Here is a 23,530-nt window from a genome sequence, read left to right on the forward strand (position 1 = left end):
GGCGCCGGTTTCCTCCTCGGCTCAGGCGGCGCGGGCGGTCCAACGGTCGCCGGAACGCTGGACGGCCAGGGGCAGGCCGAAGGTCTTGGACAGGTTGTCGGCGGTGAGCGTGTCGGCGAGCAGCCCCTTCGCCATCACGCCGCCGTCTCGCAGCAGCAGCGCGTGGGTGAAGCCGGGCGGGATCTCCTCGACGTGGTGGGTGACCAGCACCAGGGCCGGCGCGTCCGGGTCGTACGCCAGCTCGGCGAGCCGGGCGACCAGGTCCTCGCGCCCGCCCAGGTCGAGCCCGGCGGCGGGCTCGTCGAGGAGCATCAGCTCCGGGTCGGTCATCAGGGCCCGGGCGATCTGCACCCGCTTGCGCTCCCCCTCGGACAGGGTGCCGTACGCCCGGTCGGCGAGGTGGCCGACGCCGAGCTGGCCGAGCAGCGCGTGGGCGCGGGCCTCATCGGTGCGGTCGTAGCTCTCCCGCCAGCGGCCGACCACCGACCAGGCCGCGGTGACCACGACGTCGGCGACGCGCTCGTCGGTGGGGATCCGCTCGGCGAGCGTGGCGGTGGAGAGGCCGATCCGGGTCCGCAGCTCGTTGACGTCGGTGCGGCCGATCCGCTCGCCGAGGACATGCGCGGTGCCGGTGGTCGGGTGCAGCCGGCCGGCGGCCAGATTGAGCAGGGTGGTCTTGCCGGCGCCGTTCGGGCCCAGCACCACCCAGCGTTCGTCCAGCTCGACCTGCCAGTCGACGTCGTGCAGCAGCGCGGTGCCGGAGCGCTTGACGCCGACCCCGTCGAGGCTGACCACCAGATCCAGGTCAACAGTCACCGGTCCATCCAACCACGCAGCCCGCGAGCCGCCCCCCACGGGCGGCGCCGCCGCCATATGGTGGGGCGCCGTGTCGTTGGACACCACAACCCGAGGATGGTTCATGCCCGACTGCTGCTGCCCGGAGCCGCGCGAATGAGCGCGGTCATCGAGATCTCCGGTCTCCGTAAGGCGTTCCACACCCTGCGTCAGGGACGTCGCGTCGCCGTGGACGGCTTCGACCTGTTGGTCGAGGCCGGGCAGGTCCACGGCTTCCTCGGGCCGAACGGCTCGGGCAAGACCACCACGCTGCGCGCCCTGCTCGGGTTGGTCCGGGCCGACGGCGGCCGGATGAGCATGCTCGGGGCCGAATCACCCGAGCGCCTGCCCGAGGTGGCGGGGCGGGTCGGCGCGATCGTGGAGAGCCCGCAGTTCTTCGGCAACTTCACCGCCCGCCGCACCCTGCGGCTGCTGGCCGTGGCCGGGGGTGTGCCCACGAGCCGGGTCGACGAGGTGCTGGAGCAGGTCGGTCTGCTCGACCGCAGCGAGGAGCGGGTGAAGGGTTACTCGCTGGGCATGAAGCAGCGGCTGGCGGTGGCGTCGGCGCTGTTGAAGCGGCCGGAGCTGCTGATCCTCGACGAGCCGGCGAACGGCCTGGACCCGGCCGGCATCCGGGAGATGCGGGACCTGATGCGCTCGCTGTCCGAGGCCGGCGTGACGGTGCTGCTCTCCAGCCACATCCTGGCCGAGATCCAGCTCATCTGCGACCACGTGACGATCATCAGCCGGGGCCGGCGGGTGGCGCACGGCCGGGTGGACGAGGTGCTGGACGGCTTCGACCAGCACGAGTGGCAGGTCCGGGTGGCCGAGCCGGAGCGGGCCGTGGAGCTGCTCGGGCGGGCCGGCCTGTCGGTCACCGCCCACGCCGACCATTTGGTGGTCGCCGGGGTCGACGAGCCGGAGCTGATCAGCCGCACGCTGGGCGAGCAGGGCCTGTGGGTACGCGAGCTGGTGCCGCTCCGCCCGGACCTGGAGAGCGTCTTCCTGGAGCTGACCGGCACCACCCCGCACCCGACCGTGCCCCGCCAGCTGGACGGGCCGGTGGCCGGCCCGGACGACGTGGTGATCGACCTCGACGTGCGCGAGAACCGGGAGGTGGACGCGTGAACCTGGTCCGAGCCGAGCTGGAGCGGCTGACCGCCCGCCGCTTCGTGCAACTGATGGTGGTGCTGCTGCTGGTCGCCTTCGCGGTGACCGCGGCGACCACGCTGGCCGGGTCGCACCAGCCCACCCCAGCCGAGGTGAGCCGGGCCCAGGCGCAGGCCGCGGAGCAGATACGCGAGCTGGAGGCGGCGCACGACCGCTGCCTCCGGATCAAGGCGGGGCAGGCGACGCCGACCGAGACCGACTACGTTCCGGTGAACTGCGCCGAGGTGGACCCGGGCCGGATGGAGCGGCTGCCCATGACGTCGGACTACCTCGAAGGGGTGTTCACCTTCGCCACCGACGCCGAGCCGCTGCTCTACTTCCTCGTCGCGTTCCTGATCCTCTTCGGATTCCTGGTCGGCGCCTCCTACATCGGCGCCGACCTGAACTCGGGCGGGGTGGTCAACCTGCTGCTGTGGCGGCCGCGCCGTTGGGCGGTGCTCGGCGCCAAGCTGGGCACGCTGCTCGGCGCGCTGCTGGTGCTCTCCGCGGTGGCGTCGGCGGCGTACCTGGGGGCGTTCTGGTTGATCGGTCAGACGGCGGGGTACCCCGGGCATCTGGACGGGGCGTTCTGGGGATCGCTGGGGGCCATGTGGGGCCGGGGGCTCGTGCTGGTGTTGCTCGCCGGGGCGGTCGGTTTCGCCGTCGCCACGCTGGGCCGGCACACTGCGGCGGCGCTGGGTACGGTGGCCGCGTACCTGGTGGTGTGGGAGCTGGGCGCGCGGCTGGTGATGCACATCCTCGACGTGGCCCGGCCGGACCAGTGGATGCTCTCCAGCTACCTGGGCGCCTGGCTCACCGGCGAGGTCACCTTCTGGGACAGGCATGCCTGCCGGAGTGGTTCCAGCGACTTCTGCGACCCCTCCTACATCCTGAGCTGGCGGCCGGGTCTGGCGGTGCTGCTCGGGTTGGCGGTCCTGCTGGTGGGGTCCGGCTTCGCCGCGTTCCGCCGCCGCGACCTGATCTGAGTGCGAACCGGTACGGCCCCGACCCGCGGGGCCGTACCGGCAACTCCTTGCAGCGCTACGGCGATTCGTGAAGAATTCCTTCACATGACGGCGCGGGCGGTGGGTGGCGGACGGTCAGCCGACCGTCGAGCCGAACACCTCGTCGCGGACCGCGTCCAGCGCGGTGCGCAGCGCGCCCCGCAGGATCGGTTCCTCGGTCAGCCCGGTGGTGACCACCCGCGGCCGGACCAGCGTGATCGCGGCGACCTCGTGCTGCACCCGCTCGGCCAGCGCCGCCCCGCCCGCCTGGCCCACCTCGCCGGCGAGCACCACCAGCGGCGGGTCGAGCACCACGCAGGTGCTCGCCACGCCGAGGGCCAGCCGGCGGGCCAGCTCGTCCAGCATCGGCACACCGGCCGTGCCGGCGGCGACCGCGGCGTGCACCGCCTCGGCGGCGCTGGCCTCGGCGAACCCGTGCTCGGCGGCCACCGCGCGGACCGCGTCCGCGCCCGCGAGCTGCTGAAACGCCGGCTTGGCCCGCTTCGAGACGTCCCGCGGGATGGGTGCGCCGGGCACCGGCAGGTAGCCGATCTCGCCGGCCGCCCCGCTGCTGCCGTGGTGCAGCCGGTTGCCGAGCACGATGGCCAGACCGACGCCCGCGCCCACCCAGACCAGCACGAAGTCCGACACGCCCTGAGCCGCGCCGGACTGGGCCTCGGCGACGGCGGCCAGGTTGACGTCGTTCTCGAAGACCACCGGGGTGTGCAGGTCATCCCGGAGCGCGGCGAGCAGGCCGCGGTGCCAGCGCGGCAGGTTGAACGCGAACGTGATGTCGTTGGTGCCCGGATCCACCAGGCCCGGGGTGCCCAGCACGATGCGCCGTACGCTCGACAGCTCCGCGCCGGCGCTGCTCGCCGCCTGTACCACCGCGTTGTGCACCACGCCCACCGGGTCGTCGGTGTCCCGGGTGGACTGTTCGACCCGGCCGATGACCGCGCCGGTGATGTCCGCGCAGGCCGCCACCACGCGCTCGGCGCCGACGTCCACGCCGACCACGTACGCGCTGCTCGGACGCACCGCGTAGAGCTGGGCGTTCGGGCCCCGCCCGCCGGCCTGCTCGCCGACCCGGGTGACCAGGCCGCGCTCCTCCAGCCGCTCCACCAGCTGCGACGCGGTGACCTTGGAGAGCCCGGTCAGTTCGCCGAGCCGGGCCCGGGTGAGCGGCCCACGTTCGAGGAGCAGCTCCAGCGCCGCACGGTCGTTGAGCGCGCGTAACAGGCGGGGGGTGCCGGGCAGCCGGGTCGCACTCATGCCACGTCCTCAATTTTCAGTAAAGTTTACTTAACAACAGAAATGCCTGTACAGGGGTGTCCGCTAGCGTATCGGCCACCCCGATCCGGAGTCGTCGGACGACCGTGGCAGGGAAAGGGGAGACTCGTGGGGCAGGATCCAGGACTCCGCCGGCTGGCTCTGAGCACGTTGCTGGCCGCGTACCCGGGCCCGATCCCGCCCGACTGGGCGGTGGACCTGCTCGGCGAGGGGCTCGCCGGGCACACCCTGTTCGGCACCAACATCCACGATCCGGCCCAGGTGGCGGCGACCACCGCCGAGCTGCGCGCCGGTCGCCCGGACGTGATCATCGCGATCGACGAGGAGGGCGGCGACGTCACCCGGCTGGCGCACGCCACCGGCAGCCCGTACCCGGGCAACGCGGCGCTCGGCGCGGTGGACGACGTGACGCTGACCCGCCAGGTGTACGCGGCGATCGGGGCGGAACTCGGGGCGCTCGGCATCACCGTCGACCTGGCCCCCACCGTCGACGTGAACAGCGCGGACGAGAACCCGGTCATCGGCACCCGCTCGTTCGGCGCCGACCCGGCCCGGGTGGCCACCCACTCGGCCGCCGCGGTCACCGGTCTCCAGTCGGCCGGGGTGGCCGCCTGCGCCAAGCACTTCCCCGGGCACGGCGCGACCGTCGCCGACTCCCACTACGAGCTGCCCACCGTCGACGTACCCCCGGCGGTGCTGCGTGAGCGCGACCTGCCGCCGTTCGCCGCGGTGATCGACGCCGGGGTACGCGCGATCATGACCGCGCACATCCGGGTCCCGGCGCTGACCGGCGAAGGCCCGGCCACGTTCAGCCGGCCGATCCTGGTCGACCTGCTGCGCGGCGAGTACGGCTTCACCGGCACGGTGATCACCGACGCGCTGGAGATGAAGGGCGCCGCGCTGGCCGCGGGCGGGGTGGGCCCAGCCGCCGTACGCGCGCTGGCCGCCGGGGCAGACCTGCTCTGCATCGGCGCGAAGGTCGACCCCGACCTGGTGGAACTGGTGGTCGAGGAGATCGTCGGCGCGCTCGGCGACGGCCGGCTGGACCGGGCCCGGGTCGAGGAGGCGGCCGGGCGGGCCGCCGAGCTGGCCGCCTGGACCGGCGCCGCCGGCACCCCGGGCACCCCCGACGGCCTCGGGTACGCCGCGGCGCTGCGCGCGGTACGCGTCGAGGGCGACGTCACCGGCCTGACCGCGCCGCTGGTGGTGCAGGTGCACGCCGCCTCCACCATCGCCGAGGGGCGGGTGCCGTGGGGGCTGGGACCGCACCTCGCCCGGGCCGAGGAGGTCCGGGTGGTGGCCGGGGATACCGACCCCGACGAGCTACGCCGACGAGCCGGCGACCGACCGATCGTGTTGGTCGGCCGCCACCTGCACCGGCTGCCCGGGGCGCGGGAGTTGGTCGAGGCGCTGGCCGCGGCGCATCCGGTGGCCGTGGTGGAGATGGGTTGGCCGGGTGTCTGGCGTCCGGCCGGAGCCCGCGCCTTCGTCACCACCTACGGCGCGAGCCACGCCAACGGTCGCGCGGCGGCGCAGGTCCTCGGCCTGGCCAGCTGAGCCCCACTCCCCCGGCCGCCATGCCGTAGCCGCCGTCTGCCGTAGCCGCCACCTGCCGTGGGCCGCCGCTCCGCGTCGTCACAGCTGCCAGCCCGGTGCGCATTCGTGGGCGACAGACTGGGTTCCTTTCGCTGCTTCCTACTAGTTGCTCATGGTTGAGCGGTTCGGATGTTTCGCTCTCCGCCTGGCCGTGGTGGTCGGGCTGGAGTCCTGGACCGGCAGTCTGGTCCGGTGGCGATCGGCCCGGTCCTGCAGGATCTGCTTCACCACACGGTGTGGGGTGTGCAGGGCGATGTCGGGGTCGCCTAATCGGTGCAGGATGTTGATCGCGGCGTTCACGTCGGCCTGCCACACCACCCCGCACCGAGTGCAGTAAAACCGGTCCCCGCTGCGGCGGCCGAAGGCGCCGCAGCGGTGACAGGTTTGTGAGGTGTAGGCGGCGTTGACGGGAACGTGCGCAGAACCTCTGCGCTCCGACACGTTCTTCAGCGCCTCGGCGGTGACCCCTTTGGTCCACGCGGCGAGACGCCGATTCATGTTCTTGCCGAGCTTCTTGCGCGCGGCGAAGCGTTTGGTGAGGTCTTCGGCCACTATCGTGGCGGCCTTGTCGATGACCTCGTGCACGGCGGTGAAGATCTCCGTCCGCACCCGGGCCCGGTGGCGGGCGGCCTGCCGGTCCCGTTTCACGGTGCCGAGATTGTTGGCCTTGATCCGCTGCGCCTTCGCGTGGTTACCACGGGCGGCGGCGGTGTTGGCTATCGAGCGCAGCTTCGCCCTGCGTCGGTTGCGTTCCTTGATCCGGTCCGACTCGCTGGTGAGCAGCTCGCCGAGGCGGGTGCCGTGGGGCTGGCCGTCGGAGTCGGTGAGGGCTTCGGTGTAGCCCTTGTCCACGCCCAGGGTCTGGTCACCGCGGGGCCGCTGCGACGAGCGCATGTGTGCTGCGTCGATCTGGTAGTGCACCTCCACCCGACCGCCGCGAATAATCAGCCGCAGCGTGCCCGTCGGCGCGACGGTCGTGGACAGCGGGATCTTGACCATCTTGCGGGGCTCAAGACCAGGAACAACCAGCCATAACCGGCCGCGCCCGTCGACGGCGTTATTGTAGTTGTCGGCGCGTACGACGATCTGATCGTGCGTGCGGTTGCGGCCCCGCTGCCAGTGCCGGCGCATCTGCCGAGCCAGGAACGGATCGTCCGCCCACCGGTCGGCCTTCAACACGTCGAACATCCGCTTCCGCTGTACCGGATCGGCGGTGTGCCGGGCGATCGCCCGCCGGACCTTGACCTTGGCCGCCTCCCGGTTCGCGGTGATGTCGCCGATCGCGTCACGGACGGTTTCCTTCCACGCGTTGGCCAACACACCAAACGACACGTGCGTGCCGTCAGCCAACCACCGGTCCCGCACCTGCCGATCCCGCAGTCCGGACCCGACACCGCTGATCGACCCGTACCGCTGCCACACCTCACTGCGCACCTGGCCCAGCCGACGAGCCTGCTCCTGCAGGGCGGCGTACTTGCCCGGATTCAGGGCGGCTGAATACGCGATACGCGTGACCTTCATTGGCCATCCCCCGCGGTCAGGACCGCCCCTCTGAGTTCCTTCTCGTAGCGCCGCAGCCCGTACAGCCGACAGGAGAAGGCGTGCACAATGGCCAGGAGGTCCTCGACCAGCTCCTGCTGGGGGGACAGGGCCTCCTGATTGGCCACGATGATCTCGCAGCCGCCGCGGACGGCCAGGTGCTCCAGGAAGTCGAAGCCGAAACGGGCCAGCCGGTCCTTGTGGGCCACCACCAGCGTGGCAACCTCACCCCGGTCGAAGGCGTCCATCAACGCCAGAAGCTTCTTACGGCGCAGGTTCATCCCGCCGCCGATCTCGCTGACCCACTCGTCCACCGCCAGGCCGCGAACCAGACAGAACTGCTGCATCGCCGCCACCTGCGAGGCCAGGTCAGCCTTCCGCCCCAGCGAGGAGACCCGGCAGTACACCACAACCCTCCGTCGGGCGGCGTCGAAGCCGGGCTGCAGCACCTCACGCACATCGGAGTCGTCGAAGTACCGCTGACCCGACGGCAGACGGCGGGCCGTGATCCGGCCTTCCGCCTCCCACCGACGCACCGTGCTCACCGAACGACCAATCCGCGTAGCGAACCCGCCGATCCGATAAACACTACCCACGATGGTCGACAATAGACAGTCCTGGCCGAAAAAGCGATCACTAGATGATTGAGTCCGAAGTTCGGGCTGCTCAGTGGTCATACGCGATAAGCGATCGCTTTCTGGGCGCTCCGATCATGGTGTTGTGCCAGATGCAGGTCGCCATCGCGAGGAGGCGCTGGCCGACCCGCGCGTAGATGCCGCCGCGGGTACGCGAGCCGTGCTGTTCGAGGCTGAGCTGGCCCTTGAGAGTGTCGAAGATCGCCTCGATCCACTGACGCATGTGCAGCAGGGCCCGTTCGGCGGGGCTGGGGGCAGGGTCGGAGGTGTTCTTCCTGGCCGGGCGGACCAGGTGGGCGCCCAGGTCGTCGCGGAGGAACTTCTCGAAGTCCGCTCCGGCGAAGCCCTTGTCGGCGAGGATCACCTGCCCGGACTGCACGAGGTGGTGGTCGACTTCCAGCAGGGCGGCCGTCACGTCGCGTTCGTCGAGTTTCGGGTTTGCCAGGCACCAGGTGACCGGCATGCCCTCGACGGTGGTGACCAGGTACAGGCGCATGCCCCAGAAGTAGCGGGAGTGGGAGGCGCAGTAGCCGTAGCCGGCGTCGCCTGCCAGGTCCGAGCGTTTCGCGGTCTCACGGGAGGCTCCGCAGGGCACCGGGGTGGAGTCGATCAGCCGCAGGATCGGCGCACCGGTGGGGGTGTTGGCGGCCAGGTGCCGGATCACCGTGGCGATCAGCGGGCCGGCAGCTCGTAGCCGCTTGCCGTATCCGGACTGGTCCGGGATGTAGGGGAACAGGTGGCGTAGATGCTTGCGGGCGCAGCGGATCCAGTGCCGTTCCCGGGGGAAGTCGAGCAGGACCTGCGCGATGGCCAGGCACAGCAGCTCGGCGTCGGACAGCAGCGGCGGGCGACCGATCCGGCGGCGCCCGATGACGTGGTCATCGAGGAACACGTAGAGTGCAGTCAGAAGGGTATCGAGGTCTGTCTTCACAAACTGACATCGATACCCTTCGTCATGCCCCAGTCAAGCCCGCGCTGCCGTACAGCCCAGACTTCGGACTCAATCATCTAGTCGCTCCTCCCTACAGACGCAGACGGACGGATCCGTCCGCGCCGGTCACCGGCATCGCGCCGACCAGCTCTTGAACGCGTTCAAATCCTGCCGTACGCTGAGCGCAACCTCAGTTTGAACGCGTTCAAGAAGGGCGACGAGATGGACGTGAAGGTCTGGATGTACCTGGCCTACCTCGCGGTCAGCATCGGTCTGACCGTCTGGGTGGCCCGGGCGCTGTCCCGCAACGGGCTGGTCTTCCTGGAGGACGTCTTCGCCGACAAGCGGCTGGCGGACGCGGTCAACAGCCTGCTCGTGGTCGGCTTCTACCTGCTCAACCTCGGCTACGTGACGGTGGCGATGAAGGAGGCCGACGCGGTGGGCACCACCAGCCAGGCGCTGGAGGAGCTGTCCATGAAGGTGGGCTTGGTGCTGCTGGTCCTCGGCGCGCTGCACTTCTTCAACGTCTTCGCGCTCGGCCGGTACCGACGCGGCCGGCTCCGCCAGCAGCAGGCGCCCCTCCACCCGCCGCTCGCCCCGGTGGGCTACCTGCCCGCGCAGCCCGGCGCCCGGCCGGTCAACCCCGCCCGCCCGATGCCCCAGACCAGCGCGATGCCCCAGGCCGGCACAACGCCGCCCGCCGGACCCACGTCGCAGGCCGACCCGACGCCACCGGCGCAATGACGCTGGTACCGGGCGGGCAGCTGGCGGATCCCACCGGGCACGGGGCCGGTGGGATCCGCTGGTTCACCGTCCTCTACGACGCGCACTGCCCGCTGTGCCGGGCCGCCCGGCAGTGGCTCGCGTCGCGCGCCCAGCTCGTACCCCTGGAGTTCGTGCCGGCCGGCTCGGTTGAGGCCCGGCGGCGCTTCCCCGGGCTGGACCACGACGCGACCCTGCGGGACCTGACCGTGGTGGCCGACACGGGCGCGGTGTACGCGGGCGACGGAGCCTGGTTCGCCTGCCTCTGGGCGCTGGCCGACCACCGCCGGACCGCGGAACGACTGGCCCGCCGCGACCTGCTGCCGCTGGCCCGGCGGGTGGTGGTGGCCGCTTCCTCGGTACGCGAACTGGTCCGCCAGCCCTGGCCGGACCCGGGATACGGTGACCACGATGACCGAGCAGACTGCGTCAACGACCGGTGCGGATGGCCCGACCACCGGGGCGACGGCCCGGGGTGAGCAGACCCGGCAGCTGATCCTGGACACCGCGATGCGGCTGTTCCGCGAGCGGGGCTACGCCCGCACCACGATGCGGGCGATCGCCCAGGAGGCCGGGGTGGCGGTAGGCAACGCCTATTACTACTTCGGCTCCAAGGATCACCTGATCCAGGAGTTCTACGCGGACACTCAGCACGAGCACCGTGCGGCGGCCGCGCCGGTGCTCGGCCGGGAGCGGGACTTCGCGCCTCGGCTGGCCGGGGTGCTACACGCCGGCGTGGACGTGCTGTCGCCGTATCACTCGTTCGCCGCCACCTTCTTCAAGACGGCGGCGGAGCCGACCTCGCCGCTCAGCCCGTTCTCGTCGGAGTCGTCGGAGCCACGGGAGGCGTCGATCGCGCTCTTCCGCGAGGTGCTGGAGGGCTCCACCGCCCGGGTCGACGCCGAACTGCGGCCGGCGCTGCCGGAGTTGCTCTGGCTGGCGTACATGGGTGTGGTGCTCTACTGGGTGCACGACCGCTCACCGGAGCAGGTGAAGACGCGGCAGCTGATCGACGGGGCGGTGCCGCTGGTGGACCGGTTGGTGGGGCTGTCTCGGCTGCGGGTACTGCGACCGGTGGCTCGCCAGGCGCTCACCCTCATCCACACGCTGCGTCACTGATCGGCGAGCCGGCCCGCTTCTGACCAAACCGCAGGTCAAGTCCATTACTGGATAGTGTCGGACCGCCGATCACCCCTTGCTCCGGCACCTAGCCGACACTTAGCGTTACTTATGACGGGGCCTGGGAGGAGAGGTTGCGGACCGTGGATCCGGCCCGGGATCCACGGTCCGCGCCCACCCGGACCTCATCGGGGGAAGACGCCGTACGAGATCCAGCCCCGGTCCGGGAAGCCGGCCGCCTCGGCCACCCGCGCCGAGGAGCGGTTGCCGAAGGTGTGCAGGTAGGTGGGGATGGCTCCCTCGTCGAGCACCCGCCGGGCGGCCTGCGCGACCAGCCGCCGGGCTAGGCCCCGGCCCCGGGCGGCGGGCACCGTGTCGACGGCCAGCTCGTGCCCGTACGCGTCGTGCCGCTTGATCCCGGCGCCGGCCAGGTAGCGCCCGTCGGCGTCGCGCACCACCAGCACCTCGCGGTCGAAGAGCCGCAACCAGGGCGGCAGCCCGGACGTGGCCGGCGGGACCCACTCGCCGACGTCGGGCAGCGGCGCCGGCGAGGTGCTCCACCGGAACAGTCCGGCGTGGGTGGTGAACTGCGGCGCCCCGACCGCCGCCGGCAGCATCGGCAGCAGTTCCTCGGCCGACCGCCCGTGGGCGAGGGCCCGGACCGCGTCGACCCGCTCGGGTGGCACGGAGAGGATCGCGCACTCGGGCGACGCGACCGCGATGGCCGGCCGCTGCCGGCCGTCCCAGGCCGGTTGGGCACGGCGTCGCGAGCGGACCACGTGCAGCCCGGGACCGGCCGGCCACTGCCCGAGCCAGGTCGCCAGATGCAGGAACAACCGCCGGTCCAGCACCGGTCTACGCCTCCTCGCCCGCCTGGCCGCCACGCCTTGTCGTGATCACGGTACGCTCGGCCGGCCCCTCCGTGACCAGCTCGCAACAGATCGACCACCCGGCCGTCGATCCGGCTGCCGGTGGCGGGAACCAGGGGCCGGCAGTCCGCGTCATACCCATTTCCATACATGTACAACTTTCTCTGGGACGGTAATGGGCATGCCGAATCAGCCGAGTGACCGCTACCAGCAGGACATCGAGCGCAGCTGGCCGGCCGCGACCGCCGGGCCGTGCCCGGTTCAGCCGCCGCACCGGGAGGTCCGGAACGGCCGGCCGCTCTCGTGGGCCGAGCTGAACGCACTGCCGGCCGGCACCTCGACGCAGCACGGCCTCAACACCCGCTGACACACCACGTCCCTGCGGACGCCACAGAAAGCCGCGACACACGCGGGCGCTCCACCCCGACCTTTCGCACAGGTGTCGGGTAGCGTCGTCTGGTCCGAAAATCCGGCCTACGACAGGAGAAACTCCGCGCATGGGCAAGAAGACGATCCACGTCTCCGACTTCAGCGGCCAGGTGCTGCGCCCCGACGACGAGGTGGTCAAGGTCGTCGTACTGGAGCACCCTGACCTGGTCGCCGGGCCCGTGCAGCTGGATGCCACACCCCTCGAGGTGGAGAGCATCGACGACGCGGCGCTGGACGTGGCCGTGGTGGAGATCCACGACCGGCACGGCGGGGGCGAACCGCGCCGGGTGGTGCTGACCGCCAGCGAGTTCGACGCCATGGCCACCGACACGCCGATGGCGCGGCTGCTGCGTACCGCCGAGCGGGTCAAGCTGCCGAAGGCACGGCGGAGCACGGAGAAGGTCGACTACGGCACCGTCGAGCACGCCGGGAAGCCGCATCGCGGCCGGGTGACCGAGGAGGAGGCGCGGCTGGTACGCGAGCACCTCGACGAGGTCAACAAGCGCCTCGCCGACGCCGGAATCCGGCAGGTCGACCCCGCCGACCCGGAGCACGCGGCCCGCTACGGCTTCCCCGCCGTCGACTGACGTCCCACCCCGCCGGGTACGCGCCCCCGTGCCGCGTACCCGGCCGGCGGTGCCGGGGTCGTCGCCGGCGCCCGTGGCGTGGGCACCACCGCTGCACCCCGATCCTGCCGGCCGGGTGCCGTCGCGGGGCTCCCCAGCGCGGGGGATCCCGGTCCCCCGCGAGTGGGGTCAGCGCCCCCGCGCGATCTCGGCGAGGGCGCCGCTGACGGCCGTCTCCATGGTGTCCTTCGCCAGGCCCAGGCCGGTGAGGACGCCGTCGCCGCCCTCCTCCTCGATCAGGGCGAGCAGGATGTGTTCGGTGCCGACGTAGTTGTGGCCGAGGCGCAGCGCCTCCCGGAAAGTGAGCTCCAGGACCTTCTTGCCCCGAGCGTCGTAGGGGATCAGGTCCGGGACCTGCTCGGCCTTCGCCGGAAGCGCCGCGGTGACGACCTCCCGCAGCCGCTCCAGGGGTACGCCCTGCGCCACGATCACCTGGGCGGCGAGCCCCTCCGGCTCGGCGAGCAGGCCGAGGGCCAGGTGCTCCGGGCCGATCTCGGCGTTGCCGGCGGTGCGTGCCTCCTGCTGCGAGGCCATCACCACGTTGCGCGCCCGCAGGGTGAAGCGGCCGAACCCGGCGTTGGGGTCGAGCGCCGCGGCCGTTTCCGCCTTTGCGGCGGACCGCTTCTGGGCGGCCTGCTTGCTGACGCCCATGCTGCGGCCGATCTCCGTCCAGGAGGCACCCGAGCGCCGGGCCTGGTCGACGAAGTGTCCGATCAGGTGGTCGGCGACGTCGCCCAGGTGGTCGGCGACCAGGACGGCGTCGGCGAGTTGGTCCAGCGCGTCGGTGTGCGCCTTCTTGATGCCATCGATCAGCTCGTCGAGGCGTACGGGGTGGGTCATCTTCAGCGGGTCGGTCATGCGTCAACCATAAGTTGACGCATGACCTTCGTCAACCTGCGGTTGACGCTTCTCGCGCCGTCAACTCGTGCGGGCCAGCCGAAGGGCGAGAACGGCGAAGCCGACGGCCTGCAGCGTGGCACCAGCGACCTCGAACCATTCGGTACCGGCGATCAGGCCGGCCACGTGCAACACCGGCCAGCCGCAGATCGCGGCCGCGGCCCAGGACGGTACGGTCCGGGCGCGCAGGAGGGCGATGCCGAGCAGCAGGGTGCCGAGGATGTTCCCGACCACGAAGAGCAGCAGCCACGGGATCGCGGCCTCGCTCGCGGCGTCCAGCACCGCGGCGTAGTCGCCGGTGGGGCCACCGCGCTCGGCCATGGCCAGGTCGACGAAGCCCCTCGTCACGGCGCCGAAGTACGCCACGTACCCGCCGATCATGAGTGATCCGCCGACGAGGCCGAGCCGGTTCGCCCGGGACCGGGTGAACCCGATGGCGCCGAGCGTGGCCGGGATGATGAGCAGGCAGCCGAGCAGGGCCGCGATGGCCGACGCCCGGAGCAGCGCCGGATGCGCGGCGGAGAGCGCGAGGCTGTCCGCGCCGGTCTCGTCGCTGCCGCCGTCGCGGGTGGCCCAGGCGTAGCAGGCGTTGGCGACCAGGAATCCCCAGGGGGCGAGCAGCATCGCGAGGGCGGTGCCGATGCGGCGCGTCGCGTCGGCGGGGGCGAGGGTGGTCTCGCGGTCGAGGGTCGCGGTCATGGCGTGGCCACCACCGGCCGCCGGAGGCCCGGCCAGATCAGCACCAGGGCGACGACGGTGACCGCGAGACCGACGCCGATGAGCACCTCGTTCGCGCTGGAGATGCTATCGTCGCCGAACGCCGGCAGCACGGCGAGCCCGGACAGGATCCGGGTGACGAACACCGTGACCAGGCCGCCGCGCCGTCCGCGCCAGGCGAACCAGGAACCGGCGAGGGTGAGCGCGCCGAGCAGGGTGATGACCACGGCTGCGGCGACCGGCGGCTGGCCCTCGCCGCCCACGCCGAAGAGCCCGGTGGCGAGGTCGCCGAGACCGAGCAGGCCGGCGAGTACGAGGCCGACGGTGAAGGTACGGGTATGTCTCACGGTTGCCCTCCTTGAGCGGATGTACCTGACCAGCAGTCTTGGGCCGATGCCCGGTCGAGGGCATGGCGGGCTCGGGACTCGGGGTGCGGGGAGGCACGGAGGACATCTCCGTGCTGGCACGTACCCGTTGGTGCCGTGGTGGACTTACCGTGAACGCCATGACCCTGTCGCGGCTGGTCGCGTACGCGATGACGGCGCTCGCCGTCGTGCTCGTCGGCGCGGGAAGCTGGCTGCTGACCGTCGGCGGCGACGCCGGTCAGGTGGTCTACTTCGCCAGCGCCTGCCTGCTCGCCGCCGCCTCCGTGGTCCTGGGCACGCTGATCGCGTCGAAGCGCCCGACCAATGTGATCGGTCCGCTGCTCACCTTCTTCGGGCTGCTCGCGATCTGGGTCGCCCTGACCGACGTCTACGCGTACGTCGTCGAGCACCACCCGGGGCGGCTGCCGGTCTCGTCACTCCTGGTCACCACCGGCCAGGGCTTCTGGATGCTCAACTACGTGCCGGCGGCACTGCTCATGCTCCTCTTCCCCGACGGGCGGCTGCTGCCCGGCCGGCGATGGCGGCTGGTGGCCGCCGGCCTCGTGGTCGTGCCGGGAGCGTTCATCGTGCTCGCCGGCCTCGACCCCGCCCCGTTCCCGCCGCCATTCGCGGACGTCGAGCACGCGTTCGGCACCCCGCCTCCGGCGCTGGCGCGGGTCCTGATACCGATCGCGATCGCCCTGCTGCCCGGACTGCTCGTCCTGCTCGTCGCATCCGCGTCGGCGATGGTGACGCGATTCCGGCGAGCCACCGACCCGGTCCGCCGGGCGCAGGTGAAATGGTTCGCGCTCGGCGCGTTCTTCCTGCCCGCGACGCTGCTGCTGTGCTGGCTGAGCTACCTGCTGCTCGACGGGCCGGACCTGGCCGTGGTCGGGCTCGCCGCGACGCTGGTCGCGATCCCGGCGGCAACCACGATCGGCATCCTCCGCCACGACCTGTACGACGTGGACAAGGCGCTCAGCGCCACGGTCACCTACGGGCTGGTCACCGCCGCGCTGCTGGCGTTCTACACGGTCGCCATGTTCGTGGCCGGCGTGGCGGCGGGGCGTTCCTCCCCGGTGGCCGCAGCCGGCGCCACCGCGGTCTGCGCGCTCGCCCTGTCCCCGTTGCGCGTCCGGTTGCAGCGTCGGGTGGACCGCCGGTTCTATCCGGCCCGCCAGGCCGCGCTCGCGGCGATCGATGACCTCCGTGATCGGATGCACGCCGGTGTGGCGGCGCCGGAGCGGCTCGAAGAGGCACTGCGACAGGCGTTGCGCGATCCGGAGATACGGGTCGGGTATCGGATGCCAGGCACGAACGAGCTGGTCACCGCGACCGGGGCAGGCTTCGAGGCAGCCGGGGACGCGGCCGTGATCCGGCTGGGTGGCCAGCAGATCGGCGTCCTCGTACGCGGCGGGACCACCACGCGCGAGCTGATGCGCGAGCTCGCCGACGCCTGTGCGCTACTCGTCGAGGTGGTCCGGCTGCGGTTACAGCTACGCCGAGCGCTGCTCGACGTGGAGGCCAGCCGGTCCCGGCTGCTACGCGCCGGTTACGCCGAACGGCTACGGCTGGAACGTGACCTGCACGACGGCGCCCAACAGCGACTCGTCTCACTCGGCATGGCGCTGCGCCTCGCCCAGCGACACCTTCCCGAAACCGACGTGGCCGGCCTGCTCGACCAGGCCGTCGCCGAACTCGGCACCGCGGTCGCCGAGCTGCGGCAGATCGCGCACGGGCTGCGCCCGCCCAGCCTCGACGAGGGGCTGGCCAACGCGCTGACGATGCTGGTCCGCAGCGTGCCGCTGTCGGTCACGCTCGACGTCTGCCCCGAGCCGGTACCCGAGGACCTCGCCGCCACCGCCTACTACGTGGCCAGCGAGGCACTCGCGAATGTGGTCAAGCACTCCCGCGCCACCGCCGTACACCTGCGGGTGTCCCGAACGGGCGGCGACCTGACCGTGCTGGTCCGCGACGACGGCGTCGGCGGTGCCCGCGTCCGGCCCGGCGGCGGGCTGGCGGGCCTCGGCGACCGGGTCGCCGCCGCCGGAGGCTCGCTCAGGGTGGCCGACCAGCCGGACAACGGGACACTCGTCGAGGCGGTGCTGCCGTGCGGATCGTGATCGGCGAGGACTCGGCGCTGTTCCGGGAAGGGCTGGCGCGGTTGCTCGCGGACGCCGGCCACGAGGTGGTCGGCAAGGCGGTCGACGCGCCGAGCCTGCTGGCCGCCACCGAGGAGGCCGAACCCGACCTGGCCATCATCGACGTCCGGATGCCGCCCGACCACACCGACGACGGCGCCCGGGCGGCCCGGCAGATCCGCGCGCGGCACCCGAAGCTCGGCATCGTGCTGCTCTCCCAGCACATCGAGACCCGGCATTCGGTGGACCTGGTCACCGGCGGACGGTTCGGGTACCTGCTCAAGGACCGTGTCCTCGACGTCGACGACTTCCTCGACACGCTGCGGCGGGTGGCCGCCGGCGGGTCGGCGCTCGACCCGGAGGTGGTCACCCGGCTCATCGGCCACCGACCGCCGGACGACCCGCTCAGCACCCTCACCGCCCGGGAGCGGGAGGTCCTCGCCCTGATGGCGCAGGGGCGCACGAACGTCGGGATCGCCCGCCGACTGTGGCTCACCGAACGAACCGTCGAGGCGCACGTCAGCTCGATCATGGCCAAGCTCGGCCTGGCCTCCTCCGACGAGGACCACCGGCGGGTGCTCGCGGTGCTCGTCCACCTCCGCCGGCCGCATCACCGATGAGCGTTGCCGAGGCCCCGGGCCAACCTGGGCGGCGCGCGCGAGGCGTCGCCCGGACAGCCGGTACCATCGGCGCGTGAACCGCTACTGGCACGTCGTGCTGCCGCCGCTGTGCGCCTGACCGGGCGTACGCGCTGATGGCTTGATCCACGGCCCCGGCCGGGCGGCCGGGACGCCGGGTCGTGCGCCCGTTTCGAATCCAGACCCCAAGACGGTATTCGACGACGGAGTTCACGACTGTGCCCAGCCGCACCTCTTCCCCTGCTGCCACCCGCTCGGCTTCCGGCGAGCCGCAGGCCCACCACGCCAACCCGGTCACCGGGGCCGTTCCGATCCTGACCGCCGCGGTGCTGTGGGGCACCACCGGAACGGCCAGTTCCCTCGCGCCGGCCGGAGCACCGGCGGCGGCCGTCGGCTCCGCCGGTCTGACCCTCGGCGGCCTGCTGCTGTTCGTCTCCACCCGAGGTGCCCACTCGCTCCCCAAGCGGTATACGAGCGGCGAACGGTGGCTGCTCCTGCTGGGTGCGGTTACGGTGGCCGGCTATCCGATCAGCTTCTACCCGGCCGTGGCACGCTCGGGAGTGGCCGTGACCACCGTGATCGCGCTGGGCAGCGCACCGGTCTTCGCCGGCCTGCTGGCCTGGATCACCCGGCAGGCCCGGCCGACCGCGCGCTGGGCGTACGCCACGACGGCAGCGGTCATCGGCTGCACGGTCCTGGTCCTTGCCCCCGATCTCGCCGACGCCACCGCAGCCGTCGACCTCACCGGCGTGGCGCTGGCCGCCCTGGCCGGGCTGTCCTACGCCGCCTACTCGCTCATCGGCGGGCAGCTCATCGCACGGGGACATCCCTCCGGCGCGGTGATGGGGGCGATGTTCGGTGGCGCGGCGCTGCTGGTCCTCCCGGTGCTGCTGCGCGGCGACGCGCAGTGGCTGGTCACCTCTCGCGGCGCGGCGGTGGTCGGACACCTCGCGGTGGTCACCACCTTCCTCGCCTATCGGCTCTTCGGGTACGGCCTGCGGCACACCACCGCGCAGGTGGCCACCACCCTGACGCTGGCCGAGCCCGCCGTCGCGGCGGTGCTGGGCGTCGCGGTCCTGGATGAACGCCTGCCCGTCCTCTCCTGGTGCGGGCTGGCGGTCGTCGGCGTGAGCCTGGCCTTCCTCACCGGTAGCCGGCGTCGCGAGCAGAGCTGAGCTACGTGGGGTGACCACCGACGATCTCAGTCTTCTGCCTGACCGAGGGGGTCACCGAACAGATCCGGGGCCGGTCTCGATGACCGGCCCCTGATCGGGTTACCGCTGTGCGCCGCCAGGGACTCGAACCCCGAACCCGCGGATTAAGACTCGCCCTCGGAGCCGACTCCCGATGCCCGTATGTCACCCTGGGAGCCCACGACTGGCCGCCGCGGATCAGGTGCGCGAGTCCCGCTCCGGGAGGCAGCATGGCCAGACGCGTCTACCTGCACATCGGTGCCCCGAAAACGGGCAGCACCTACGTGCAGAATGTGCTCTGGAGCAACAGAAGTGGCTTGAAGCGGGCCGGGATCTTGCTGCCGGGGACCGCAGCAGCTCACGATCAGGCGATGGCCGACCTTCGCCAAGCGTACTGGCGGGACGCCAGCGCGCGCTGGACGTGGGACCGGCTGGCCGCGAAGTCCCGCAAGTGGGCCGGTGATGTGATCATCAGCAACGAAGGGCTGGGTGCGGCCAGCCAGGAGCAGGCTGCCCGCGCGGTGGAAAGCCTGCAACCGGCCGAGATCCACATCATCGTGGCGGGACGCGATCTGTGGCGTACCTTTCCGTCGACCTGGCAGCAGAGCATCCGGGCCCGCAGCGCCTGGCGCTTCCAGGACTTCATACAAGCCGTCGAACTCGGCAAGTTTGAGGTCTTCTGGGAGAACTACACGGCGACCCGGATGCTACATCGGTGGGGCGACCTAGTTCCCGCGCAGCAGCGGCACCTGGTGACCATCCCTCCTCCGGGGGCTCCGCACGACACCCTGTGGCACCGCTTCGCCGGCATCATGAACATCCCGGACGGCCTGTGCGAGCTCGAAGGCCCCACCTCGAACCCCTCGCTCGGTGCCGCCGAGGCCGAGGTGCTCCGCCGCGTCAATCAGGCGTTGGGGGACAACTACCCGCTGCGTACGCCGTATCAGAAGGTCGTCCAGCGCCACCTGGTCGACGCGGTGCTGAGACAGCGCGAGAACGGACTGAAGTTCGGCGTCGGCCTGGACAAGGCCGAGTGGGTGATGGATCTCGCGGAACGGCAGATCAAGGAACTCCAGGACTACCCGTGCAACATCGTTGGCGATCTCGACGAACTCAGGCCGACCAACATGAAGCAGACCCGCACTCCCGACGAGCTCGACGACGGGCAGGTCCTTCAGACGGCGATCGAGACGATCGTCGGCATGCTGGCGCACGTCGATTCCCTCAGCCAGCGGGCCGACCGCCGGTACGAGGAGGTCTTGTCTCGGCTCGAGGCCCGAGCAATCAGAGGCGTCAAGCGCAGACTGCGAAGCACCAGCCGGCCGAACCCCTAGCCCTGCTCTTTCACGAGTGCGGGGGGTCGTCCTCCACGTTGCCGCATCATGGTTCTATGTGGACGTGCACAACGATGTCGGACTTACCGCCTACCTGGTAAACGAATCACGAGCGCGACGGGAGGATCTCGCGGGCGATCCGCTGGCGAGGGAGTGGATCTCGGACGAGGACCGCGGCGCGGTTCGGGACCTGTGGGACGAGTTCGGCGGGCATGTGTACCCCCACGACGATCTGGTCGTGTCACTGCGTGGCCGCATCATTCTGGACACCCTGGCCGAGGCTTTGGCGAAGCGCAGCGACATGGTGCTGGTGGTGTGCGGCGCCGGCTTCTCCTCGTATCCATGGCTGCTGCCGTTCGCCGCGGCGATGGAGGTCGACCTGCCCGAGCTTGTGGCCGCCAAGCGGCGACGAGCCGCCGAGCTGCGGGCAGCCGGAGTGCTTGATCAACGAGAGGTCGAGCACATCGCGGCGGATCTGAACGGCCCGGAGGCACGTCGCCGTCTCCTCGACCAGATCCGGCAGTTCGCCGCCGGGCGGCCCATCGCGTATGTCGCCGAGGGGCTGGTCTTCTATCTTCCCCCGGAGCATGCCCGGGCGGTCGTCGGGCTGGGGGCCGCGGCGGGGCCACAGACCCTGACGGTGGTCAGCTACTGGCCGCTCGCCGCGGCGGACCATTCGGTGCTGGCAGCGCAACGCCGGTGGTTCCGGAAGCGGTCGATTCCCGAGGACGCCAGCTACCTGACCACCAGTGATCTCTCGGCGGTCGTGGGTGCTCCCGTGGAGAACCACAGCACCGAGGACCTCCAGCGCCGGTACCTCGGCGAGGTCGTCGTACCCGAGACCGAGCTGATCCCGGAGCACGTGGCGGTAGCCGGGTCATGACCGACGTACTGCACGTCCAGACCAGGGCATACCCCCTGCACTACGCCTCGATCGACCGCATGTTGGAGACCGTGGTGGTGCCGGGACGGGGCGAGATCGACCTCGTCCCGGGAACGCTCGGTTCGGTGGCGTACAACTTCGAGGAGACGATCGAGGTCGATTTCACGGAACTCGCCCGGGCCGCGATCAGCCTGCCCGACGTTACGATCGTCAGTTGCCGGATCCGGGTCCTCGCCGCCGGTGCCGTACTCGTGGCGTATGCCCTGCGCCACCGGGCGGATCTTCGCGAACTCGACGTGCACACCCTGGTCGCGCTGGACGCGACGACCAACCGCAGGCTTCGGGAGGCCGACCAGGACCTGCTGGGAGACATCATGGCCGCCGCGCAGCGGTCCGGACTCCTCGGGCACGTGATGGTGCCGCCGGGCGGCACCGAGGCCGCCGACTGGACGGAAATCGACCCCCGCGCCGTCCGGTACAACTGCCACTTCATCACGCGAGACCCCGCCTGGGAGCCGGACGGCCGGGTGCCTGGTCTGGCGCTGGGCCCCCACTGTCAGATTCTGCTGCCCTACACCTACGCCTGGGACGGTGATCCATCCCAGGACGCTGTCGAGAACATCCTCACGATGCTGGAACCAGCCGATATTGCCGTCGCTCAGCAGTCGGTGCTGGTCGGCGCGAGCGTCGGCGGGATCCGGATCCTGACCAAACTGGCCCGCGCGACCCCCGGTCGGCTCGAGGGTCCGGAGTTCCGTCGGTTCCTCGACGGCGTCTGGGCCGACTATCACCATCTCGACGCGTACCGGGTGGAGTCGGGTCAGGACCACCGGGCCACGTACCTCGCGGCCCGCGAGACCATCGGGCTCGACGGCACCCACGAGCGCGCGGAGAGGCTGCTCAGCCACGTGCACGCCTCGCTGCTTGCCGAGGCCTCGCTGCGCAGCGAGGGGTTGGACAGGCGACTCAACCGGGCCGCCGCCGCACTGACCGTGGTCGCGTCCGCGTCGTTTCTGCTCGACATCGCGGCCTTCCTGTTGCCGGACGTGAGCGGGCAGACGAAGGTGGTGACCGTCTCCGGAGTGACTCTCTTGGCCGCCGGTGTGCTGGGCGCGATCATCTCTTGGTCCGGAGAACGGACCGCCGCGCGGTAGCGCACGGCGAGCTTGTCGAACCGGGTCGCCATTGCGCGGTTGCGCTTGAACCGATTGATGCCGCACTCGACCGCGTGGCGCTGCTTGTACCTGTGCGGGTAGAACGCCGGCGGCCGGCCGCCTTTCGAACCGAGTTTTCGTCGAGTACCGGGACGAGCTGCGGGCTGTCCCCGCCCTGGATCACCGAGGGGCCGGACCGACGATCCGCTGGCTGCGGAGCTGCGCGGGATCCGCGACCGGGAGCAGCCAGGGGCCAGCGAGGAGTCCGACGGCTACCTGGGTGGCGCCCGCGACGACGAGCGTGGGACCGGCGCCGGCCAGGTCGATGACCGCCCCGCCGGCGAGCAGGCCGATCGAGACGGCGCCGTCGTGCACCAGGCTCTCCGCGGCGAAGGCGGCCCGTCGTTCCGCACCCTCGGTGCGGGTGGCGATCAGGCGGTTGAGGGCGGCGATGCCCAGCGGCATGGCGAACCCGCCGACCGCGGCCAGCGTGGCGATCAGCGCGAGCGAGGAGGTGACGGCGGGCAGCGCGGCGAAGGTCGCGCCGAGCAGGATCCAACCGGCCGCCATCGTGCCCAGCGGCGGCAGCCGGGGTACGAGCATCGGCGCGAGCAGCGCGCCTGCGAGCGAGCCCGCACCGTAGCCGGTCATGCCGGCCGAGACGAGCAGCCCGGGCCGGCCGGTCTCGGCGCCGAGGATCGCCAGCCCGAGGGTGAAGGCGAACCAGGTGAGACCACCGACGCCGGCCATGGTCACCGCGCGGCGTACCTCGGGGTGACGGGCCAGCACGTGCCGGAGCGTGGGAGTGCTGGCGGCACTCTCGGCGCGGGGCACGGCGGTGCCGCGTACGGTCAGCAGCAGGACGGCGCCGAGAGCGACGGCGGCTGCCTCCGCCCAGAGCAGCTGGAACAGCCCACCGACGGTGATCGCCCACCCGGCCAGCGGCGGCGCCAGGATCATGGTGCTGCGGTGCGCGAAGTCCTGCCAGGCCAGCATCCGGGCGGCGACACCGGGGCCGGCGTCGTCGCAGATGTCGGCGAGCAGCGCCCGCTGCCCCGGCCCGCTCAGCGCGGTGGCGGCCCCGGTGACCAGCCCGGCGGTGGCCAGGTGGAGCGGGCCGACGGTGCCGACCGCCGCGCCGACCGGGACGACGAGCAGCCCCAGCACCTGCACCGCGAGCACCCCGGCGAGGGACGGTCCGGTGGTCAGCCGCTGCCGCACGCCCCGCGCCCACCAGGCCGAGGTGAGCATCGGCAGCCCGACCGCGCCGCCGACCAGTCCGGTGGTCCAGGCCGACCCGGTCTCGGCGAGCGCGACCAACGGCAGCGCGACGGCGGTGGCACGCTGCCCCAGCCAGGTCACGAAGGTGGTGGTCAGCATGGCGGCGAGGGCGCGGCGAGGGTTCACGATTTCGATCATGTGGTT

General features: G+C 71.7%; 24 protein-coding genes and 1 pseudogene. 14 read left to right on the plus strand and 11 right to left on the minus strand.

Translation table 11 applies throughout. From position 1 onward, the window contains the following. Positions 1-21 precede the first annotated feature (21 nt). Positions 22-873, minus strand: coding sequence for an ABC transporter ATP-binding protein (locus ACNAW0_RS22380; RefSeq protein WP_416289943.1), 852 nt, complete (start codon positions 871-873; stop codon positions 22-24). Positions 874-951: 78 nt separating this feature from the next. On the opposite strand from ACNAW0_RS22380, the gene ACNAW0_RS22385 reads away from it, so the two are divergent. Beyond that, positions 952-1,962, plus strand: coding sequence for an ABC transporter ATP-binding protein (locus tag ACNAW0_RS22385; protein WP_416289944.1), 1,011 nt, complete (start codon positions 952-954; stop codon positions 1,960-1,962). Continuing rightward, the gene (locus ACNAW0_RS22390) at positions 1,959-2,969 is read left to right on the plus strand and encodes an ABC transporter permease subunit (RefSeq protein ID WP_416289913.1); all 1,011 of its coding nucleotides are present in this window, start codon (positions 1,959-1,961) and stop codon (positions 2,967-2,969) included. Before ACNAW0_RS22385 ends, ACNAW0_RS22390 begins: the two co-directional genes overlap by 4 nt. Before the next feature lie 114 nt (positions 2,970-3,083). On the opposite strand, the gene ACNAW0_RS22395 is transcribed toward ACNAW0_RS22390, so the two are convergent. Further along, positions 3,084-4,259, minus strand: a complete 1,176-nt coding sequence (locus tag ACNAW0_RS22395; RefSeq protein ID WP_416289914.1) for an ROK family transcriptional regulator — start codon at positions 4,257-4,259, stop codon at positions 3,084-3,086. A 126-nt stretch (positions 4,260-4,385) separates the two neighbouring features. Between ACNAW0_RS22395 and ACNAW0_RS22400 the strand changes: the two genes are divergently transcribed. After that, the gene (locus ACNAW0_RS22400; RefSeq protein WP_416289915.1) at positions 4,386-5,834 is read left to right on the plus strand and encodes a glycoside hydrolase family 3 protein; all 1,449 of its coding nucleotides are present in this window, start codon (positions 4,386-4,388) and stop codon (positions 5,832-5,834) included. A 141-nt stretch (positions 5,835-5,975) separates the two neighbouring features. Here the strand turns inward: ACNAW0_RS22400 and ACNAW0_RS22405 are convergent, their stop codons facing one another. The 3 genes from ACNAW0_RS22405 to ACNAW0_RS22415 are packed head-to-tail and all read right to left on the minus strand — an operon-like array spanning position 5,976 to position 8,978. Then, positions 5,976-7,394 (minus strand): RNA-guided endonuclease TnpB family protein, encoded by a 1,419-nt coding sequence (locus ACNAW0_RS22405; protein ID WP_416289916.1) that lies wholly within the window; start codon positions 7,392-7,394, stop codon positions 5,976-5,978. Continuing rightward, positions 7,391-8,089 carry an IS607 family transposase gene (locus ACNAW0_RS22410; protein WP_416289917.1) on the minus strand — a complete coding sequence of 233 codons (699 nt, stop codon included), beginning with the start codon at positions 8,087-8,089 and terminating at the stop codon, positions 7,391-7,393. Before ACNAW0_RS22410 ends, ACNAW0_RS22405 begins: the two co-directional genes overlap by 4 nt. Further along, complete coding sequence (locus ACNAW0_RS22415; protein WP_416289918.1) at positions 8,079-8,978, minus strand: IS982 family transposase; 900 nt, start codon at positions 8,976-8,978, stop codon at positions 8,079-8,081. Before ACNAW0_RS22415 ends, ACNAW0_RS22410 begins: the two co-directional genes overlap by 11 nt. 195 nt (positions 8,979-9,173) lie before the next feature. Here ACNAW0_RS22415 and ACNAW0_RS22420 point away from each other — a divergent pair, with 195 nt between their 5' ends. From ACNAW0_RS22420 to ACNAW0_RS22430, 3 genes are read left to right on the plus strand one after another with little or no spacing between them, the layout of a single operon-like run. Further along, positions 9,174-9,722, plus strand: a complete 549-nt coding sequence (locus tag ACNAW0_RS22420) for a hypothetical protein (protein ID WP_416289919.1) — start codon at positions 9,174-9,176, stop codon at positions 9,720-9,722. Next, on the plus strand, positions 9,719-10,219 hold the full coding sequence (locus ACNAW0_RS22425) for a thiol-disulfide oxidoreductase DCC family protein (protein ID WP_416289920.1): 501 nt from the start codon (positions 9,719-9,721) through the stop codon (positions 10,217-10,219). The genes ACNAW0_RS22420 and ACNAW0_RS22425 overlap by 4 nt, the downstream gene beginning before the upstream one ends. Continuing rightward, positions 10,152-10,859 (plus strand): TetR family transcriptional regulator, encoded by a 708-nt coding sequence (locus ACNAW0_RS22430; RefSeq protein WP_416289921.1) that lies wholly within the window; start codon positions 10,152-10,154, stop codon positions 10,857-10,859. Before ACNAW0_RS22425 ends, ACNAW0_RS22430 begins: the two co-directional genes overlap by 68 nt. Positions 10,860-11,044: 185 nt before the next feature. On the opposite strand, the gene ACNAW0_RS22435 is transcribed toward ACNAW0_RS22430, so the two are convergent. Next, complete coding sequence (locus tag ACNAW0_RS22435; protein ID WP_416289922.1) at positions 11,045-11,710, minus strand: GNAT family N-acetyltransferase; 666 nt, start codon at positions 11,708-11,710, stop codon at positions 11,045-11,047. A 199-nt stretch (positions 11,711-11,909) separates the two neighbouring features. Here ACNAW0_RS22435 and ACNAW0_RS22440 point away from each other — a divergent pair, with 199 nt between their 5' ends. Both ACNAW0_RS22440 and ACNAW0_RS22445 read left to right on the plus strand, forming a co-directional pair. Further along, positions 11,910-12,095: a DNA repair protein gene (locus ACNAW0_RS22440; protein WP_416289923.1), complete on the plus strand. Its 186-nt coding sequence runs from the start codon at positions 11,910-11,912 to the stop codon at positions 12,093-12,095. Positions 12,096-12,225: 130 nt separating this feature from the next. Beyond that, a complete protein-coding gene (locus tag ACNAW0_RS22445) occupies positions 12,226-12,744 on the plus strand; it encodes a hypothetical protein (RefSeq protein ID WP_416289924.1) in 519 nt (172 codons plus the stop codon). 168 nt (positions 12,745-12,912) lie between these two features. Here ACNAW0_RS22445 and ACNAW0_RS22450 read toward each other — a convergent pair whose 3' ends face one another. The 3 genes from ACNAW0_RS22450 to ACNAW0_RS22460 are packed head-to-tail and all read right to left on the minus strand — an operon-like array spanning position 12,913 to position 14,744. Continuing rightward, a complete protein-coding gene (locus ACNAW0_RS22450) occupies positions 12,913-13,641 on the minus strand; it encodes a Clp protease N-terminal domain-containing protein (RefSeq protein WP_416289925.1) in 729 nt (242 codons plus the stop codon). Between the two features lie 60 nt (positions 13,642-13,701). Then, positions 13,702-14,379, minus strand: coding sequence for a hypothetical protein (locus tag ACNAW0_RS22455; RefSeq protein WP_416289926.1), 678 nt, complete (start codon positions 14,377-14,379; stop codon positions 13,702-13,704). Next, positions 14,376-14,744 carry a hypothetical protein gene (locus ACNAW0_RS22460; protein ID WP_416289927.1) on the minus strand — a complete coding sequence of 123 codons (369 nt, stop codon included), beginning with the start codon at positions 14,742-14,744 and terminating at the stop codon, positions 14,376-14,378. The genes ACNAW0_RS22455 and ACNAW0_RS22460 overlap by 4 nt, the downstream gene beginning before the upstream one ends. 158 nt (positions 14,745-14,902) lie before the next feature. On the opposite strand from ACNAW0_RS22460, the gene ACNAW0_RS22465 reads away from it, so the two are divergent. From ACNAW0_RS22465 to ACNAW0_RS22490, 6 genes are all read left to right on the plus strand, one after another. Further along, complete coding sequence (locus ACNAW0_RS22465; RefSeq protein WP_416289928.1) at positions 14,903-16,885, plus strand: sensor histidine kinase; 1,983 nt, start codon at positions 14,903-14,905, stop codon at positions 16,883-16,885. Further along, positions 16,873-17,523, plus strand: coding sequence for a LuxR C-terminal-related transcriptional regulator (locus tag ACNAW0_RS22470; RefSeq protein WP_416289929.1), 651 nt, complete (start codon positions 16,873-16,875; stop codon positions 17,521-17,523). The genes ACNAW0_RS22465 and ACNAW0_RS22470 overlap by 13 nt, the downstream gene beginning before the upstream one ends. Positions 17,524-17,759: 236 nt before the next feature. Then, positions 17,760-18,716, plus strand: a complete 957-nt coding sequence (locus ACNAW0_RS22475; RefSeq protein WP_416289930.1) for a DMT family transporter — start codon at positions 17,760-17,762, stop codon at positions 18,714-18,716. Between the two features lie 248 nt (positions 18,717-18,964). Then, a complete protein-coding gene (locus tag ACNAW0_RS22480) occupies positions 18,965-20,068 on the plus strand; it encodes a hypothetical protein (protein WP_416289931.1) in 1,104 nt (367 codons plus the stop codon). Positions 20,069-20,126: 58 nt separating this feature from the next. Next, on the plus strand, positions 20,127-20,951 hold the full coding sequence (locus tag ACNAW0_RS22485; protein WP_416289933.1) for a class I SAM-dependent methyltransferase: 825 nt from the start codon (positions 20,127-20,129) through the stop codon (positions 20,949-20,951). Next, a complete protein-coding gene (locus ACNAW0_RS22490; protein WP_416289934.1) occupies positions 20,948-22,105 on the plus strand; it encodes a hypothetical protein in 1,158 nt (385 codons plus the stop codon). The genes ACNAW0_RS22485 and ACNAW0_RS22490 overlap by 4 nt, the downstream gene beginning before the upstream one ends. On the opposite strand, the pseudogene ACNAW0_RS22495 reads toward ACNAW0_RS22490, so the two are convergent. Beyond that, positions 22,090-22,248: pseudogene (locus tag ACNAW0_RS22495) on the minus strand (IS5/IS1182 family transposase); the annotation flags it as partial. The gene ACNAW0_RS22490 and the pseudogene ACNAW0_RS22495 overlap by 16 nt on opposite strands. Positions 22,249-22,285: 37 nt before the next feature. Then, complete coding sequence (locus ACNAW0_RS22500; protein WP_416289935.1) at positions 22,286-23,512, minus strand: MFS transporter; 1,227 nt, start codon at positions 23,510-23,512, stop codon at positions 22,286-22,288. Positions 23,513-23,530 lie beyond the last annotated feature (18 nt).

The organism is Micromonospora sp. SL1-18 (assembly GCF_047921505.1).
GTDB lineage: Bacteria > Actinomycetota > Actinomycetes > Mycobacteriales > Micromonosporaceae > Micromonospora.